Here is a 14,378-nt window from a genome sequence, read left to right as displayed (position 1 = left end):
GTTGATACTGATGTAACCAAAATATTAATTAAGGCTGAAATTTGTGAGCAACTTTATATCGAAGATATTTAAGCGACTGACACAGGAGTTGTCATAAAACAGTTTTATCCTAATGTGAAATCACAATCACTATGCAAAAAAATCATTACTGGGAATCGTTTCTCAGTTGCACCAAATCTTTCATAGACCTCATAATCTGCACATGACTAATCTCTCTCTTTCTCCCCATATTACATTTTACTAAGGTGGCTATGACATTTTCGTTGTTAGATATTTCTGCATTGGTGTGGTTTATCGTTTCTTGGGCTGGCTACACCGCCTTTGCCCGTAGCAAGGCGAGAGATACAGACTGTATTGCCCGTGGTCTGCATAAGCATAGAATTTACTGGATGCTTGAGGTGATGACCCGCGGTGTGCGCGTGGGTGATGCGGCACTACTGGCCAACTTAGAACGCAATATTGCCTTTTTTGCCTCGACCACGCTGTTTGTGCTTGCGGGTGTACTGACCTTATTTGCGCAAGTTGAACGACTAGAAAGTGTTATTGCGACGATTCCCTTCGCTACGCCACCGAATCATGCGCTGGTGCAAGTCAAGTTAGCTCTGCTAGTCGGCATTTTTGTGATGGCCTTCTTCCAGTTTACTTGGTCAATGCGTCAATACGGCTTTGTGAACGTGATGATAGGCGCGGGTCCTCTGGACACCGATGGCTCAAATGACAATCTCAAAGCCTATGCAAGACAAATGGCGACAGTGCAAGATCAAGCGGCACACTCCTATAACTATGGTTTACGCGCCTATTACTTTTCAATGGCGGTATTGTGCTGGTTTGTACACCCGATACTCTTTATCTCGGCCAGCTTATTTGTGGTAGCAACCTTATATCGCCGCGAGTTCAAGTCCCGTGCCGTTCTGGCGATCACGGCAGCGAAAGGCCATCTCCAAATAGAGAGCCAAGTGCGAGAAACCGCCCGCAACCATAAAATAGAATCATAGCCTTGGCGGTTTAGGCCGCTGGCGTCATCTTGATTGGAATTATTGTTCTATACTCTTTGGGTCATGTTTCTATTGAATTACTGGGAGAGTGCCATGAGCGATAACTTATTAACCTTAGATGAAGTGTGCAAAATGCTAGATAAAACACCAGCGACCATCAAACGCTTCGCTCGGGAGAATTTACTCTCAAGTGTTCAAGATGGTGACGAATTAAAATTCCCTGAAGCGGAAGTTAAACGCTACCTCGCCTTTTCACAACGCTTAGGCTAAAACGCATCAAGTAACTCACGGCAAATAAAACTGAGTCATCAGTATTTAAGCCGTTTGAATTTGTAAAGGTGGCTTGAATTGAAATGTGATACTCGAATTTAAGTATGCTGCTTAAGTTTAAGTCGTCGATAGCAAGTTAAAACAGGCAGTGAATGCGATATGGACAGTGACGCTCAAAGGGATTTGAACTGAGCTATAGCGGTTTGTTTCGAAGGATTGGTTAGCCGAATTTAGCGGTGCAAGCCATTAAACTTAAGCTATGGAACTTTAAGCTATTAAACCTCAAGCTGTTAATCCAAAAAATTCAATCCATTACTTATTATTTAAAGCCTGCTGCAACTGCCGATAGGATAACCACTCCCGCTGCGTTTCACTTAAACCCAAATCGGCGGCGAGTTGTTGCAATTGCACTTCATATTTAGGCAATAGGGTTTCATCATTGGTCATAATCGCGAGTTCAGCAAAATCCCCTAAACCTTCGATATGATCGATTGTTAGATGAAATTCACCCAGAAAATAGATACTGCGGCGCTTTTTAATTTCCAGTACACACTCATAACCTAAGGTATGCAGCATACTTTTTGCTTTTGTTGCTTCAGTGATATTCACGGCTTCACAGCGGTCTTTTTCTGGCCCTTTCACTATCCACAGCATTATCCCCGATGGCTGCATCTCACGGATACACAAGCTCTTGTGCTCACCTTTAAGTGACTGTGATGGCAGATCAAAGTAACAGTCATGCTCAAGGTTATCTTCGAGCATGACCTCGGGATTTCTCATTTGTAAGGCAGCGAAAAAATCGTGGCGATCCAATAAGCGATATTTAAGCTCGACCTCAAACTTACCATTAAAATGAGCATTAATTTGTGGGGCTAATGCTTCTGGCATCGCAGGGTTCATAGATTCATATCCGCTTTTAATGAGTAAAATATATCGCTATTTATAATATTGAGCGCCAACATCTTAATTCCAAAAGATTAAATCCAAAACCTTAAGCGAGTCTTTGGTACAAGGCCTGATACTCCACACAGTCTTCAATTAAGCTCTGGTGAGTACCAGACGCAATAATCTTCCCCTGACCGAGTAGATGAATTTGATCCATCTTCGCCATAGCAGTTAAACGATGGCTAATCATAAGTAAGGTTTTATCCTGAGCAAATTCAAACAGTAAACTTAAAATTTCCCGCTCGGTGCGTTTATCTAGCCCTTCGGTTGGCTCATCTAGCAATAACAGCGGTGCATCACGCAGCAGCGCCCTAGCAACACCAATACGGCGCTGCTCGCCGCCCGAAAGCTGACGTCCACCTTCACCTATCCACATATCCAGCGGCTTATCACCCGTGAGTAAAGCGCCAAGCCCAACCCGCTGTAACACATCAATCAAGCGTGCGTCGTGGGCCGTGCGTTTCTCGCCCTCGATAACAGGTAAGGCTAATACTAAATTTTCCCGCAAAGTACCTGCAAACAAATAGATGCGTTGACTAATCACAGTAATCGCATCCCTAAGACCGCGCTCACTGTACTCTGAAAGTGCATGACCATCGAGCTTGATGTGCCCTTGCTGCGCTTGCCATTCTCGGGTAATCAGCGTCAATAAGCTCGACTTACCGCACCCCGTTGGTCCAAGTAACGCGACTTTTTGCCCAGCTTTTATCTCAAGGGACAAACCTTGCAGCACGTTTTGATCGTCTCGATAACCAAAGTGGATACCTTCAATCTGTAATGCGCCAGACTTTGCCCTCAAGCCAGTATCGACAGCAAATTGAATATCGGCCTTTTGTTCGGTGATTTCATTAATTCGCGTTGCGGCCAATACGCAACCTGACAAATGCTGAAACGCGCCCGCAATCGGCATCATCATCTCGACGCAGGCCATAGTCGCAAACACCATAAGTGCAAACATGGGCCCCGGCGGCACGGCATCACCCACACCTTGAGCGGCTAAATAAAGCATCATGATCAAGGCTGAGCCCGTGGAGAGGATCAACATGGCTTGGCTGAGAGCAGTGATATTGGCCATCGCGCTTTGGCTGCGAAAAAGTGCAATTTCAGCATCATTCAGTTTCTGCCTGAATCTGTTGTTCGCGCCAAATAGGCTAAGTTCGGCTTGGCCTTGCAACATATCGAGCAACTGCACCCGATAATGACGCTTGGTTTCGAGCATAGTCCGGCTTGGCGCGTGTCCAAGGCGATAAAATAGCAGTGGCATCACCAGCCAAACAGCGACTAAGAATAAGCAAAGACTGAGAGCAAGTTTGGCATCGAACCAAGCGAGGAATAGATACAAGAGCCCAGTCATCAGAAGTGATGCTGCCATAGGCGTGAGCAGTCGCAGGTAAAGATGATCTAGGGTATCGATATCGGCCACTAAGCGATTGAGCATGTCGCCACGGCGCAGCCCCTGCAGATTTTTAGCACTGAGCGGCAAGAGTTTACACCACGCCCAAACACGAAGTTCAGTCAGCAACTTAAAGGTCGCCTCATGGGTCGCTAAACGCTCGCCATAACGACTAGCGGTTCGGGCAATTGATAAGAAACGCACGCCGCCCGCAGGAGTGAAAAAGTTAAAGGACTGCGCCGTAACTATCGTCAAACCCGCGACCGCGGTAGCGGAAAGAAACCAGCCCGAAAGTGACAGTAAACCTATGCCGGCCATCAAAGTAATAATGGTCAGCAGCAAGCCCACGGACATCATCAGCCATTGACGCGAGAACAATCGAATAAAGGGGATCAGCACTTTCATTGGGCATCTCCTTTAGTAGACTCGGCTGCACTGTCGAGTGGAGCGTCACTATCAAGCTGCGTCTCACTGGCGCTTGCCAATAACGGTACAAGTTCAATATCAGCCACGGACTCAACATTTTCACGCAGTAAAGTTTGGAATAAGCCGTTTGTGTCAGACAAAGTGGTGTAATCGCCCCGCTGCACTATCAAGCCTTTATCGAGCACAAGAATAGTATCCATTTGATCTAACTGATCTAATCTGTGGGTCACCATAATGCACATCTTACCCGCCATGGCGCGATTCAGCGCAGAACTCACCGCCTGCTCACTCTGGCTATCTAAACTGGCTGTGGGTTCATCAAGAACAAACAAACTCGCCTGCTGCCCAAGCGCCCTTGCTAAAGCAATACGTTGAGCTTGGCCAACGGATAAACCGGAAGATTGCTCACCGACTGGGGCATCTAAACCCAATGTCTGCGCCTTAACAAAGTCGCTGATATTGGCCTCAGCCAGTAAGTGCCACAGCGTATCGTCGGGCAGAGTGGGGTCGGCTAAGGCAACGTTATCCCGCACTGTGCCGTGAAATAACTGCGGTTCCTGTCCAAGCCAAGCTAAATGCTGTCGCCAATGGGCTAAGTCTAATGCGGATAACTCATGGCCATTAATCAACAAATGGCCCTTGTAGGGTAAAAATCCCAATAAGGCGTTGAGTAAACTGGTTTTACCCGCGCCACTCGGGCCAACTAAGGCTAAGCGTTCACCCTCTTTTAACTCAAAACTCAGCGGGCCAAGTAAACGCGTGCCATCGACACTGAACACCTCAAGATTGTCGGCACTCAGCGTCTCTATGCTATTGATATGGACGTGGCCGGCAAATTCAGGTTCAGGATGTTCTAGCAAGGTAATCAAAGCTTCTGCCGCGCCTATAGCCTGCGCCTTAGCATGGTAATGAGTCCCCATGTCGCGCAGCGGTTGATAAAACTCAGGAGCTAAAATCAGAATAAATAGCCCAGTAAATAAGCTGAAAGGAATACCGCCCATGTCAGGATCTGTACTTGAACTAATATTGGCATGGGCGCCATAATAGCCAAAATCTAAGTGACCTAAGTAACTGAAACCAAAGTAAACCGCCAAAACAGCAATCGATACCGCGGCAAAAAACTCTAAGACTGCTGAGCTTAAAAAGGCCATGCGTAGCACAGACATAGTGCGGCTACGAAACTCTTCTGAAGCACTCGCGATCACCTTAAGCTCGGCATCACCACGGTGAAAAAGTTTCAACGTGCTTAAGCCTTTTAATCTATCCATAAAATGGCCGCTCAATCTTGCAAGCGCACTGAAGTTTTTGCGATTAGCATCGGCAGCGCCCATGCCAACTAAGATCATAAACATAGGGATTAATGGCGCTGTGAGTAACAGGATTAAGCCTGCCGCCCAGTTAATCGGGAATACCGCCGCTAAAATGAGTACGGGAATAAAACCTGCAAGGCTGATTTGTGGGAGATATCTGGCATAAAAATCTTGTAAATCTTCGACTTGCTCTAAAACTATGCTGGCCCAACTCCCTGCGGGTTTACCTTTAATAAATGCTGGACCTAGCTTAGTCAACTTATCCATCACTGCCGCGCGAATATGGCCACGTAGACGCTTACCCGCCTCAAAACTGGCGCGTTCACGCCCATAAGCCAACAAGGCACGCAGTAACATTAAGGCAATTAGCGCAATAAAATGAGGTATATAGGTATCAATACTCACGCTGGAACTGACCGTTTGGGCATTGTCAGTTAGCGGTACGACTTGCTTCCCTATGATCACGCCATCCAGAATCGTCGCGATAATATAAGCCTGCGCCACCATAGCGACGGCGCTTATCATCCCAAGCCATAACGACAATTTAAGGAACAGGCCACAGGCTTTTTTCTGGGCTTTAAGCCAAACAAGAAGGGATTTTTCTAACGACTTATCCATAGTGCTCCAACAGGAAAACAATTAAGCGACTCGTAGCGGGGATCGACTATCGATAACAATTCAGTTTAAGGGGCTTGCAACAGCTAAAAAGTTCCGATAGGGACGCAGTATCGCAGGCATCTACAACAGATGAAACCCTATCACAGACTTTTGCTAGCGGACTCACAAAAACGAGCTAAAGATAAATAAATCTAGGAGTTAACGGAACTTTACCTAGTACTAGCCTGATTTAAAAAACTTAGGTAGCATGAAGCTCTTTGTATTGAATGTCCTCTATCTATGCCAAATAAAAATGCTGGTTTCACCCTGATTGAACTCGTTGTGGTTATTATTATTCTTGGCGTATTAGCCGTAGTAGCTGCACCTAAATTCATTAATTTACAATCAGATGCCTATAAGAGTCAGCTCTCAGGTGCACTGGCTTCGATGAAATCCGCCGTCACTTTATTCAAGGCAAAGTCGGAAATTACTAACAGCGGCACCACGAATAGAGTCGTTTACGACGAAATCCGTGGCGAAAACTATCAGCCTTGGGCTGCCAGTACCAGCGGTATAACGCCAAGTACAGCTTACACGACTCCGCCAGAAATTTTTAAAGCGGCAGGGCTAAATGTGAATGAGTGGTCCTACCGAATTTACACCACCAACGGTACCTATGAAGTTATCGCCACGCCAAAGCAAAAACTGAACCTTGCCACGCCCACAGAAGCGCAAGTCGAAGCGACAAATTGCTATATCGACTATAAATGGGAGACAACGGGCGTTCCCACTTATAAAAAAGTCGACACTGGTTGCTAGGCGACCTTAACGATAAAATATCTATAGAAAAAAACAGCGAGTTAACCAGAGGTTATCTCGCTGTTTTATTTACGCCCTAAACTCATTTAGTTGTTAATGCTTACGTTTACAATTAAGCATTTTTAAAGAGCTAGCGCTTATTGCACTCCACCGTATTTCACTAGCACATGCCAGAGCAACTTAAGTTCATGGGCGACTTGCGCACGATTACCGCGCTCACGCCAATGCTGGGGAGAATGGTATAAATCCCGCGCCGCCACGCCTATGGCATAGGCATCGACTCTGTCTTCTATGGCAATCCGATTAGCCAGCGATGGCATAGTTGGCCCACGGAAATCACTGGGGATCTGTGCCATATGCAGGCTAAAGCCACCATGATATTGCAGCTCAATATCATATTTATCGCAAATTTTACTTAAGCTTGCGCCAATATCAGTCCCCTTAAAACTGGGGTCCGCCACCAGCATGGCGATATCTTCATCGAGGGAAACATCACCATGGATCTGCGCCTCTATATAATGGTCAAGATTATTCGATAGCGGCCGCTCGAAACGTGACAGCAAGGAAGCATTGAGCTGATGCCCCAAGTAATGGATCACATTCAGCGGCTTAAAATCGGTTTTGCCTAAGGCATAGTGACGCTCAAAACTCTCAGTCAGCAGCGCCGCTAAAATATCATCGAAACATGACAGCGTGCCCTTCTCTTTCGGATTACGATACGAGTCGAGATAACTAAAGGTTGAGCGCGCCATCGCACTTGTATGAGTCAAAAAATAACAGCTTCCAAAACGTGGGGCGGGACCGTCCTGCCACATCCCCAGATCGAGTGCACCGTATTTAGGCCGAGATTTAGTGCCCTTGTATACATCACCAAAAAGCTGATTTTCCCAATGATCCCGTGGGCCACCTAACTCAGGTGACAACTGACCATTGGAAATATGAGTCTCAAACTGGCTGCGGTATTGACCATCGCGCAGTAAACCTTCGGCAACCGTCATACCACGGCTATCAATTCTATCGGGATGAAAATGCAGCGCAATTCGGCCACAGTTGAGCAATTGTTTAAGCGCGAGTTGCATCTCATGCATAGGGATATTTGACATCTGCTGCACATTTTTAATCACAGCGACGGCTTGTTCACTGCGTCCTCGTGCAAGGCGTTCAATATGCTGTATCGCTGTCATAATCCACCTATAAATGAGAGGCGTTTAACCGTTCCCACAATGCCTCATCCTAAAATAAACGTGAGATAAATCGCAAGCTGCAGAGAACCGCTCTTAAGCCACTCCATCTAAATGACTAAGTTAAACATGAATGACTCGGTTAAACATGAATGACTCAGTTAAACGTGACTGTGAAAACACTCAATAATTCTTTCGCTCGGTTCATTGTTAAAAATTCAGCGAATAACATCAATCACGAACTGAACAAATAGCTAAACCAATTGCGTCATTGATTAATTCTACTCCAATCGACTTTAGTTTATACCACTCTCATTATTGTAGCGTGATCTACCGCTAACTCATTCTAACTCTAGATAAAAAATGCCTATGACTTCAATTGATATTATGAAATAAGCCTAATAGTCATCTTGTTCCTTGAAATCAATTAACTTCCATAACCTCAAACTCTGCCATCTAAACTTGCGCCTAAAGATAAGCGAGGCCGAGTGAAAGCCGCCGACAAGCGATTTATGTGCCAATATGAATGAAACCCAGCCCAAAAACCTTTATTAGATGGCACTTAAAGCCCTGATCCTGTAAGCTGCACGCCCGCCAGCAGACCTGGCTATTGACCATAAATGCAGCACAGTGTTGCCACAAGAGACCAATCTATGAGTTTTACCTCCCTGGGCTTATCGGCCCCGATACTTAAAGCCGTTGCCGAACAAGGCTACGACACACCTTCGCCAATCCAAGCTCAAGCAATTCCCGCTGTGCTTCAAGGCAAAGATGTGATGGCGGCCGCCCAAACAGGAACAGGTAAAACAGCAGGTTTCACCCTACCTATGCTCGAACTCCTGAGTAAAGGTAACCGTGCCCAAGCAGGCCAAGTGCGCGCATTAGTGTTAACTCCGACACGCGAATTGGCAGCTCAGGTTGCAGAAAGTGTTGAAACCTATGGTAAGAATTTACCACTACGCTCAGCGGTAATATTTGGTGGCGTGCCTATCAATCCACAAATCGCGAAATTGCGCCACGGTGTCGATGTATTAGTCGCGACGCCTGGTCGATTGATGGATCTATATAATCAAAAAGCGGTGAAATTCAGCCAGCTTGAGATCTTAGTGTTAGATGAAGCCGACCGCATGCTCGACATGGGCTTTATCCGCGATATCCGTAAAATTTTGGCAATTTTACCTAAGCAACGTCAAAATCTGATGTTTTCGGCCACCTTCTCCGATGAAATTCGTGAGCTGGCCAAAGGCCTAGTCAATGATCCAGTCGAAATTTCGGTCACGCCACGTAACGCGGCAGCGACCACAGTAAAACAATGGGTTTGCCCAGTTGATAAAAGCCAAAAATCGGCACTCTTGATCCAACTCATCAAGCAAAACGATTGGCAACAAGTGTTGGTATTCTCGCGCACTAAACATGGCGCTAACCGTCTGGCGAAAAGCCTTGAAGAGGCAGGTATCAAAGCCGCCGCTATCCACGGTAACAAGAGCCAAACCGCACGTACTAAAGCCTTGGCCGACTTTAAAAATGGTCAAGCTCGCGTACTGGTTGCGACCGATATCGCCGCCCGCGGTTTAGACATAGACCAATTACCACAAGTGGTTAACTTCGACTTACCGAACGTGCCAGAAGATTATGTGCATCGTATCGGCCGTACTGGCCGCGCTGGCGCATCGGGTCAAGCCGTGTCACTGGTGAGCAACGAAGAAATCAAACTGCTGAACGATATCGAGCGTTTGATCAATCGCGTATTAGACCGAGAAATGGTTGAAGGCTTTAACCATGTATTGCCTGAGTCACGTTTGGGTGGCGGCGGGAAAAGTAGCGGTAAATCAGTACCAAGCCGTAGAAATACCCGCAGCTCAAACCAACCTAGCTCACGCGATGGTGCTCCAAGAAGCGCCGAGCATAAAGACGGTCAACGCAGCGGTGACGTCGCGCGCGGTCACAAGCCAAACGACAAGAATCCAAGACACAGCGGTGAAGCCAGTAGCGCCCCCCGCAGTGATGCCAAACCTCGTCCCCCACGTTCAAACGATGGCCGAGCCAATAGCGCAGGCGCTAGTCGTCCAAGTGAAAGCCGTTCAGGCGCTGGCGAAAATCGTGGCCAAGCGGGTGAGAATCCTTACGCCAATGGCCCAAAGAAAAACACCCGTCGCCCAAATAACGGTGCGAGTCGTCCAAGACATTCACAGGATTAATGCAAAAGCTAAGCGAACTTGCTTAGCGATTTAGCCGTATTAAGTCCTAAACAGAAACGCCCAACTCCATATGGAATTGGGCGTTTTTGTTTGTCTTTGTTTATTTTGATGTTTAGCTCGTTATCTACGCTTTGAACAATAATCGGCTTGAACAATCACTGCCTTAAACAACCTAAAACGGCAACCTAAGCTAATTCGCCTTTGTATCTGGCAACTGCTGCAGGACTTCATCCGTAAAATAGGGTTCATCTTCAACCCAAAAAATGTAGTCTAAGCCTAGGTAGTTTTGCGCAAAATCCAACAGCTCAGGCACAGTATTCTTTTTACCCGTTTTAGGATTAATCTGCCGCAAATTACCGTCTTGCACCGCCATACCTTTCACCAGTGTCGCTGGGTACTCTTTAATAAAGGCATAACTTTGTGCCATATGACTTTTACGGTAAGGCATCAGATCTGGGCCACCAACACCCATGTTGAGCGATTTGGCTTGCGCAAATAAGCCTCGCATATAGCCTTTGTCATTCCATGGCAGCCATTCGTCTGGCAAAAAGTTCAAATACACCATAGCGGTTGAATGCTGAAATGACTCAGCTAATACCTGCATATTCTCGCCAATCGCATCAATATAGGCTTTAGGATTAAAATCACTGGGGAAGGTGGTTGTTCCGTCGGCGTTTTCAGTCCCCACATCAATTGAGCTTTCACTAAAGTTAATGCCCGCAATTTTCCCATCAAACTCTTGGCCAAGCTGACGCACCAATTGTTGATAACGTGCACGCACTGAGGGCTCCCACATTTTGGCTGACCAGCCATACTCATCATCCGTCACCGGTTTATTGGGATCACGCTCTGGTGCACTCAACATGCTTTGCTTCAACACACCGCCTTGATAAATAGGATCATCGAGCAAATAACGCGGCACATTGACTCTGGGCGTAAAGGATTTCTCTTGCAGCTGGATCCACAATTTTTTGCCTATCGAATCGAGATACGCAATATCGGCCCTAATCGCACTGAAATCATATTCGCCCTGCTTAGGCTCTAAACTGCGCCAAGTATAAACAATCTGCGCACCGCCAAAACGGGGATCGTGCAGCGCCTTGTCGGCACGAATGTTTTCTCCGTTAGCCTCACGATGGTTAATGTAGATGAAATGCTGTAACGGTTGCGGCTCTGGCTGAATTGATGCAGCGCTCGCTGCGCTCAAAAAGATGCTTAGTAAAATAGTCCATCGAAACATAAATACTCCAAACCGATGCAGCCCTATCACCTGACAAAGCCGTTAATCCGCTCATTTATTTTTTACTCAGAATCACTTCTAACACAGGCAAGCTGAGGGGCATATCAATTAAGCAGACAAATACAAAGTGTTACTTAATCGCCCAATAAGATTCGCGGTGAAGTAGACACAAAGGTGTAATGACTACCGCTATAAAACCGAACAAAAAAAGGGAATAAACCTGAGTTTATTCCCTTTAAAAATAGAGCGAATTAAATCGAGGTACGATTCAACTCAAGCTAGGCCAAACTTACTTCATTGGCCAAGCGCGGTAAGATTTTCCTTTGATCCGGCCGCCAGTAATTTTGTTCAGTGCTTTCTTGGCAACCTTACGATTAACGGCCACATAGGCGCGGTAATCTGTCACTTGGATTTTACCCACCTGTGAGCCTTCGATACCGTTTTCGCCTGTCAGCGCGCCTAAGATATCCCCTGGGCGCAGTTTTTCCTTCTTACCACCATCGATCTGCAGAGTGATCATGGTTGGCGCTGCAGGCGTGTTGCCGAGCAGGCTTTCAGATGGCAGTGATTCACTGGTAATTTCGCGCTCTAAATACTCTTCTAACAAGGCAATTTTATAACCGTCTTGGTCGTTATAGAAGGTATAAGCGGCACCTTTACTGCCCGCACGGCCAGTACGACCGATACGGTGAATGTGCACTTCGGTGTCATAGGCGACGTGATAGTTAAACACGGCATCGAGCGCATCGATATCCAAACCACGGGCAGCAACGTCAGTCGCCACTAATACACAGGCACTCTTATTAGCAAATTGCAGCAGGGTTTCGTCCCTGTCTCTTTGCTCTAAATCGCCGTGCAAAGCCAATACGCTAAAGCCTAAGCCTTCAAGCTCATCGGCCACTTTTTGAGTTTCGCGTTTAGTGTTACAAAACACCACAGCGCTTTCAGGCTTATGTTCTAACAACAATAATTGCAGCGCTTGCATACGCGCCTTGTCATCGTCTAAGTGATAAAAATGTTGAGCTATGCTCAAGCTGTCGTGATTACCTTCAACTTTAACCATGCTTGGGTCATACATGATTTGCTTAGCAATCGATTGAATTTGCTCCGGGAACGTCGCGCTGAATAGCAGCGTCTGACGCTCACGTGGCGCTTGTTCGATAATCGCATCTAGAGCGGGTTGGAAGCCCATTTCTAACATGCGATCGGCTTCATCGAGCACTAACATGTTGAGATTGCTTAAATCTAGACGGTTGCGATCTAAGTGATCGACGATACGACCCGGCGTACCCACAATAATGTGCGCGCCGTGTTCCAGCGAGCCAACTTGTGGCCCCATAGGTACACCGCCGCAAAGTGTCAGTACTTTAACGTTATGAATACCACGGGCAAGGGTACGGATTTCCTGCGCCACTTGGTCGGCCAACTCGCGGGTTGGGCATAACACTAAGGTTTGAATGCGAAAGCGTTTAACGTCTAACTTGTTCAGTAATCCTAAGCCGAAGGCGGCCGTTTTACCCGAGCCAGTTTTACCCTGACCTATCACATCCTGCCCCGCTAAAATGGGTGGCAAACTTTGCGCCTGAATTGGCGTCATCTCGTTGTAGCCCATAGAAGAAAGGTTCTCAAGCAGTTCGGGTTTTAGCTTAAGAGTCGAAAAAGCCATTGATGGATTAGGCTTAGTATCAGAGTTGCTCAAGGTGAATATCCTGTGGTGGGTAACGAAGCGGCTGCTAGGTTACTGAAATTGCGTTACTTATCGATTTAACTGGTCTATCAAGATTCAGGTTAGCTTTGGGCTAGCTTGAGTTTAGATTTAAGCTCTAGGCTCGCTCAACCCAAAAGCACGGCTATTGTAGCAACAAAGCGCGGCTTTTGCCTCAAGTCCTTAAGCAATAGACATAGCTTGCGTGAACAGCAACAAAAAAGCCCTGTAGGAATTCAGGGCTGAGGATTAATTCAGAGTGGCCAACTCACCCAAATCAAGCGATTTGGCCGAAACGCCCTGCTTGATAATCGCGGATCGCCTGCTGAATCTCCGCTTGGGTGTTCATCACAAAGGGACCCATTTGGACGATTTTTTCACGGATAGGTTTACCCGCAAACAGTAGCATCCCAGCGCCGCGCTCATCGGCTTTAAGCTTAAGCACACTTTGGCTATCGATCACTAAAAACTCGCCCTGATGATGTTGATTTGAAGCAGATGACCACTGCGAATCTTCGCCTTTACTCGAATCGCTTTTATATAAGTCACCTTGGTACAAGTACAAGGCGACAAACTCATGTTGAGACAAATCGAGCGTGGCCTCAGCATTTGGCGATAGACTTAAATCAGCAATAGCAGCCTCACCCGCTAATCCTTGAATAGCCGCACTAATAAGCGGCTGATCTTTAAAGCCCCAATCACCCGCTAAGGCTTTTAAGCTAGCGCCAGTGTTATTGGTCACTTCAACGCTCGCGCTACCCGCAGTATCTTGATACTTAGCTGGACGCAGCTTGTCTTTGGCGGGCATGTTGACCCAAATTTGGAATCCATGCAGACCATCAACCGCATCGGCCAGCGGCATTTCAGAGTGTACTACTCCGAACCCGGTGCTCATCCACTGCACATCGCCGGCACGAATCGCCTTCACATTACCCATTTGGTCGCGATGCTCAAAACCGCCCTTACGAATATAAGTGAAGGTCTCCATTCCGCGATGAGGATGTGCGGGGAAGCCACCGATAAAATCTTGTTCATCATCGGATTTTATTTCGTCGATCATCAAGAAAGGATCAAATTTAGTCGTCACAAAATCGGCGACACGGCGAATATTGACCCCATCGCCATCCATCGCGGCTTTGGCGGAAAACTGACTTAATACTTTCATTGCTGCTCTCCTATCGGTTGAGCAAAGCGATACGTGAAACGCCAAGACCGTACGGCTAACACAAGACGCAAACGCTTTGCTGATGGAGGCAGAATAACAAGGAAGTTTACAAAAGAATAACGCGAAATCACGAC

General features: G+C 46.8%; 11 protein-coding genes. 4 read left to right on the top strand and 7 right to left on the bottom strand.

What is annotated here, in order from left to right; all coding sequences use genetic code 11:
• Positions 1-251: 251 nt before the first annotated feature.
• Both L5M49_RS12025 and L5M49_RS12020 read left to right on the top strand, forming a co-directional pair.
• On the top strand, positions 252-995 hold the full coding sequence (locus tag L5M49_RS12025; RefSeq protein WP_131524297.1) for a DUF599 domain-containing protein: 744 nt from the start codon (positions 252-254) through the stop codon (positions 993-995).
• 93 nt (positions 996-1,088) lie between these two features.
• Positions 1,089-1,265 carry a helix-turn-helix domain-containing protein gene (locus L5M49_RS12020; RefSeq protein ID WP_006082937.1) on the top strand — a complete coding sequence of 59 codons (177 nt, stop codon included), beginning with the start codon at positions 1,089-1,091 and terminating at the stop codon, positions 1,263-1,265.
• A gap of 312 nt (positions 1,266-1,577) precedes the next feature.
• Here L5M49_RS12020 and cyaB read toward each other — a convergent pair whose 3' ends face one another.
• From cyaB to cydD, 3 genes are all read right to left on the bottom strand, one after another.
• Complete coding sequence (gene cyaB, locus L5M49_RS12015) at positions 1,578-2,165, bottom strand: class IV adenylate cyclase (RefSeq protein ID WP_263175838.1); 588 nt, start codon at positions 2,163-2,165, stop codon at positions 1,578-1,580.
• Positions 2,166-2,256: 91 nt separating this feature from the next.
• Positions 2,257-4,008 (bottom strand): heme ABC transporter ATP-binding protein/permease CydC, encoded by a 1,752-nt coding sequence (cydC, locus tag L5M49_RS12010; protein WP_263175839.1) that lies wholly within the window; start codon positions 4,006-4,008, stop codon positions 2,257-2,259.
• On the bottom strand, positions 4,005-5,957 hold the full coding sequence (cydD, locus tag L5M49_RS12005; RefSeq protein WP_263266146.1) for a heme ABC transporter permease/ATP-binding protein CydD: 1,953 nt from the start codon (positions 5,955-5,957) through the stop codon (positions 4,005-4,007). The genes cydC and cydD overlap by 4 nt, the downstream gene beginning before the upstream one ends.
• Before the next feature lie 279 nt (positions 5,958-6,236).
• Here cydD and L5M49_RS12000 point away from each other — a divergent pair, with 279 nt between their 5' ends.
• The gene (locus tag L5M49_RS12000) at positions 6,237-6,755 is read left to right on the top strand and encodes a type II secretion system protein (RefSeq protein WP_263266145.1); all 519 of its coding nucleotides are present in this window, start codon (positions 6,237-6,239) and stop codon (positions 6,753-6,755) included.
• 137 nt (positions 6,756-6,892) lie between these two features.
• Here the strand turns inward: L5M49_RS12000 and L5M49_RS11995 are convergent, their stop codons facing one another.
• On the bottom strand, positions 6,893-7,939 hold the full coding sequence (locus L5M49_RS11995) for a DUF3626 domain-containing protein (protein WP_263266144.1): 1,047 nt from the start codon (positions 7,937-7,939) through the stop codon (positions 6,893-6,895).
• A 650-nt stretch (positions 7,940-8,589) separates the two neighbouring features.
• Here L5M49_RS11995 and L5M49_RS11990 point away from each other — a divergent pair.
• Positions 8,590-10,134 carry a DEAD/DEAH box helicase gene (locus tag L5M49_RS11990; RefSeq protein WP_263266143.1) on the top strand — a complete coding sequence of 515 codons (1,545 nt, stop codon included), beginning with the start codon at positions 8,590-8,592 and terminating at the stop codon, positions 10,132-10,134.
• Positions 10,135-10,324: 190 nt separating this feature from the next.
• Here the strand turns inward: L5M49_RS11990 and L5M49_RS11985 are convergent, their stop codons facing one another.
• The 3 genes from L5M49_RS11985 to L5M49_RS11975 all read right to left on the bottom strand — a co-directional run bounded on the left by L5M49_RS11985 (position 10,325) and on the right by L5M49_RS11975 (position 14,244).
• On the bottom strand, positions 10,325-11,374 hold the full coding sequence (locus L5M49_RS11985) for a hypothetical protein (protein ID WP_173242906.1): 1,050 nt from the start codon (positions 11,372-11,374) through the stop codon (positions 10,325-10,327).
• Positions 11,375-11,663: 289 nt separating this feature from the next.
• The gene (dbpA, locus tag L5M49_RS11980; RefSeq protein ID WP_011847678.1) at positions 11,664-13,040 is read right to left on the bottom strand and encodes an ATP-dependent RNA helicase DbpA; all 1,377 of its coding nucleotides are present in this window, start codon (positions 13,038-13,040) and stop codon (positions 11,664-11,666) included.
• Positions 13,041-13,356: 316 nt separating this feature from the next.
• On the bottom strand, positions 13,357-14,244 hold the full coding sequence (locus tag L5M49_RS11975) for a pirin family protein (protein ID WP_263266142.1): 888 nt from the start codon (positions 14,242-14,244) through the stop codon (positions 13,357-13,359).
• Between the last annotated feature and the right edge of the window lie 134 nt (positions 14,245-14,378).

The organism is Shewanella sp. SM74, assembly GCF_025653725.1.
Taxonomy (GTDB): domain Bacteria; phylum Pseudomonadota; class Gammaproteobacteria; order Enterobacterales; family Shewanellaceae; genus Shewanella; species Shewanella oncorhynchi.
Note: the sequence above shows the minus strand (reverse complement) of the source record. Positions and strands in the feature narration are given on the sequence as shown.

Coding starts and splice junctions, on each gene's coding strand:
- L5M49_RS12025 (WP_131524297.1), top strand. CDS start 252: ATGACATTTTCGTTGTTAGATATTTCTGCATTGGTGTGGTTTATCGTT.
- L5M49_RS12020 (WP_006082937.1), top strand. CDS start 1,089: ATGAGCGATAACTTATTAACCTTAGATGAAGTGTGCAAAATGCTAGAT.
- cyaB (WP_263175838.1), bottom strand. CDS start 2,165: ATGAACCCTGCGATGCCAGAAGCATTAGCCCCACAAATTAATGCTCAT.
- cydC (WP_263175839.1), bottom strand. CDS start 4,008: ATGAAAGTGCTGATCCCCTTTATTCGATTGTTCTCGCGTCAATGGCTG.
- cydD (WP_263266146.1), bottom strand. CDS start 5,957: ATGGATAAGTCGTTAGAAAAATCCCTTCTTGTTTGGCTTAAAGCCCAG.
- L5M49_RS12000 (WP_263266145.1), top strand. CDS start 6,237: ATGCCAAATAAAAATGCTGGTTTCACCCTGATTGAACTCGTTGTGGTT.
- L5M49_RS11995 (WP_263266144.1), bottom strand. CDS start 7,939: ATGACAGCGATACAGCATATTGAACGCCTTGCACGAGGACGCAGTGAA.
- L5M49_RS11990 (WP_263266143.1), top strand. CDS start 8,590: ATGAGTTTTACCTCCCTGGGCTTATCGGCCCCGATACTTAAAGCCGTT.
- L5M49_RS11985 (WP_173242906.1), bottom strand. CDS start 11,374: ATGTTTCGATGGACTATTTTACTAAGCATCTTTTTGAGCGCAGCGAGC.
- dbpA (WP_011847678.1), bottom strand. CDS start 13,040: ATGGCTTTTTCGACTCTTAAGCTAAAACCCGAACTGCTTGAGAACCTT.
- L5M49_RS11975 (WP_263266142.1), bottom strand. CDS start 14,244: ATGAAAGTATTAAGTCAGTTTTCCGCCAAAGCCGCGATGGATGGCGAT.